The 2,741-nt window shown below is 35.7% G+C and carries 4 protein-coding genes; 2 read left to right on the top strand and 2 right to left on the bottom strand.

Annotation, left to right across the window (positions count from 1 at the left end; all coding sequences use genetic code 11):
- The first annotated feature begins 248 nt into the window (after nt 1-248).
- Nucleotides 249-662 carry a hypothetical protein gene (locus IHO13_RS05050; protein ID WP_225538563.1) on the top strand — a complete coding sequence of 138 codons (414 nt, stop codon included), beginning with the start codon at nt 249-251 and terminating at the stop codon, nt 660-662.
- Nucleotides 663-1,068: 406 nt separating this feature from the next.
- On the opposite strand, the gene IHO13_RS05045 is transcribed toward IHO13_RS05050, so the two are convergent.
- Both IHO13_RS05045 and IHO13_RS05040 read right to left on the bottom strand, forming a co-directional pair.
- Entirely contained in the window at nt 1,069-1,422 is a 354-nt protein-coding gene (locus IHO13_RS05045) for a DUF1284 domain-containing protein (protein WP_368666885.1), read from the bottom strand.
- Nucleotides 1,419-1,946, bottom strand: coding sequence for a biotin transporter BioY (locus IHO13_RS05040; RefSeq protein ID WP_225538561.1), 528 nt, complete (start codon nt 1,944-1,946; stop codon nt 1,419-1,421). Before IHO13_RS05040 ends, IHO13_RS05045 begins: the two co-directional genes overlap by 4 nt.
- Nucleotides 1,947-2,054: 108 nt before the next feature.
- On the opposite strand from IHO13_RS05040, the gene IHO13_RS05035 reads away from it, so the two are divergent.
- Nucleotides 2,055-2,612 (top strand): nitroreductase family protein, encoded by a 558-nt coding sequence (locus tag IHO13_RS05035; RefSeq protein ID WP_225538560.1) that lies wholly within the window; start codon nt 2,055-2,057, stop codon nt 2,610-2,612.
- The last annotated feature ends 129 nt before the right edge of the window (nt 2,613-2,741 follow it).

Genomic DNA, 2,741 nt, shown 5'->3' with positions numbered 1-2,741 from the left:
AAAAACCAAAGTAGCACAAATTAGTTACGTTCAAGGTGCTATGGACAAGTTAATTGGAGAAATTAATAAAGCGCTAGTCACTAAGCTAAACTCTGTACTAACAGAAGAAAAAAGTAGGTTGAAAAACTAATTACTAACATTGGCGATAGCAATAGTGGCCTAATAAAAAGCCTCGATGATTTACAATCTAAGGTATAGACTTTAGAAGAAGACAAAATTGGTGAAGACATTTAGTGGGGATAAATTACATGAAGAAAATAATAGCCCACTGGGCTATTATTTTCTTCACATGCTATTTCAGTACAAATTTTAAAATTTTAATTTTTACAGAGGTTGATATGAATAATGACAATCAACAAGAGAGTGAAAACGATCTCAAAACAATAGGCAGAATAGAAGTTAAACACAGACCTCTATCTTTCGAGGAGGAGAGAGGAAATAATGTACAAGTTGGGTATGTTCATAAGGTTTTAGATAAGTTAATGAAGGATTTAAACGATAGATTTGTCCCTAAATTGGACGACGTACTGGACAACAATAACAAGTCTATTAATCAATTAAATAATGCTCTGGCAGAAGGGAAAAGTAGGCTTGATGAGCTGGTTGTGAAGGTTGATGCAAATTATGAAGGGTTAGTGGAAGATCTTAAAGACTTAAGATAAACTGTTAAAGATATTATCCCTCCCCCAGCAGCTCCTACACATATCATTGTAGAAGAGAATGGATTGTTTTTATCAAAAAAGGTAACAGCCCCGCTTTTCTGTCATTCCAGCGCGTAACGCTGGAATCAAGGAAAGTTTGCTTGCTTATAAGCAAACTAATTTTGTGAGCATAGAAAGTAGCCAGTCTTAATTTAAAACATAACATTTTAATTGTTATGGAAAGACTGGATACCAGTATCGGAGCCTGGAGTAACAAGAAGAGGAAGCTGGAACGATAAGAAAGGGCTACTTAGATGACATAAGGATACCAATGTCGACTACTTGGATGGTACCCTTCTTTATATCTTAATTAGCACATTATCTGGAGGCGGCAATCCAAAAGGGCACTTTTGCACATTCCATATGGTTACCAGTTGCATTTCTCACATGTGTAGTCAAATTTCTCTAGAGACATTTTCTCTCTAATTCTTTTTATTGCTTCGTTCCAGGTTAAAGTCTCTCCAATTTTTATCTCTAAAACTTCCATATGCCTTCTGTACAGCTCCAAGACTTTAGCTTGTGTGGTGCACTCACCTTGCTCAGTCTGATGTGAACAAGCATTGCAGATACTATCAAGATCACCAACTACCTTGATTCGAGTACTGGGATCAGTGATTACCTTATTTAATATCTTTCTATAGTTTTTTACAAAGCTCCGAGAGTACCCATATCCTCGAAATGCAAGGGTGCACATAAAATGATGAGGGCAAAATCTTACTATTTTTTTAAATATTGTAAAGCCGCCACTAGTAGAAAAGTCTTTACTAAACCAGGCAGAATAAATGGCAGAACACCAACCGTTATTGCCTGTTTCAGACCAATGTGAATAGCAAGCCAACTGGCACCATAGGTAAAGATTACAACTGTGCCAGCCAGACAACTTAGAGAGTTACGCATAAGTGATCCACATCTGGAGTCTAGTAACTCATTTACTTTGCCCATTGCCATAACAGCAGCTAAAAAGCCAATTAAATATCCACCTGTTGGTCCAAGAAGAGTGTGATAACCACTGGAAAAATCCGCAAAAATTGGTAACCCTGCTGTACCAAGTGATAAATATATAAGCACGGAATAAAATGCCGTTTTGCGGTTAAATTTGAGCCCAATAAACATCACTCCTAAACTTTGTAATGTGATAGGCACAGGTTGCAACGGTATTCTTATTTGAGTCATTAGCAATAAGAATAAGACGCAAAAGAAAATTTCAACCAATATTGATTTGCTACTATATTGTGTTGTAAACATACCACTCCAAATGAAATATATTTATAGTATTATGTATTTATGGAATTTCGCAATTTAAATCTTACTTATATTGTGCTACAATAGATTAATTTATATACCTAAATAAAAATGATAAATAAACAAGATCTATTGGTATTGATGAAAGCAAGACATAGCGGGCGTTTATACGATCCGAATAAAGTAGTAAATCAGGAAGAGATCAATATGCTGATAGAAGCAGCAAGATTTTCTCCTTCATGTTTTAGTGACGAACCTTGGAGGTATATTATATGCAACAAGCAAAATAACCGAAGTTCATGGGAAAGATTACTGAGTTGTCTTGATGGATCTAACCAAAAATGGGCAAAAAATGCACAGGTTCTAATTATATCATTAAGTGCTAAAAATTTTCGAAAGCTGGATAAAGGAAAAAATTTCTGGGCTAAGCATGATACTGGCGCAGCAAACTATGCGCTTATGTTGCAGGCTGCATCTATGAACCTAATGGCCCATCAAATGGGTAAATTTGATAAGGATAAAATAATAGAAAGATTCAACATACCTGGTGATTTTTATGTAATGTCAGTGGTAGCAGTTGGTTACGAAGAAGAGGGTGCTGAAGTTAAGGAAAAGACAAGAAGGCCAGTAGAGGAAATATCCTTCTATAACGAATGGCCGAAGTCCTGAAAAAAATGCATGGTACTGGTAACAACTTTGTTATCATAGACTCACGTTCAACAAATAGCTTGAGTTGGCATTATAGGAAGATTGCTAACCAAAACAACTGCGATCAAGTAATAGTTATAACTAACTCTA

Source organism: Wolbachia endosymbiont of Mansonella perstans (assembly GCF_020278605.1).
Taxonomy (GTDB): Bacteria; Pseudomonadota; Alphaproteobacteria; order Rickettsiales; family Anaplasmataceae; genus Wolbachia.
Note: the sequence above shows the minus strand (reverse complement) of the source record. Positions and strands in the feature narration are given on the sequence as shown.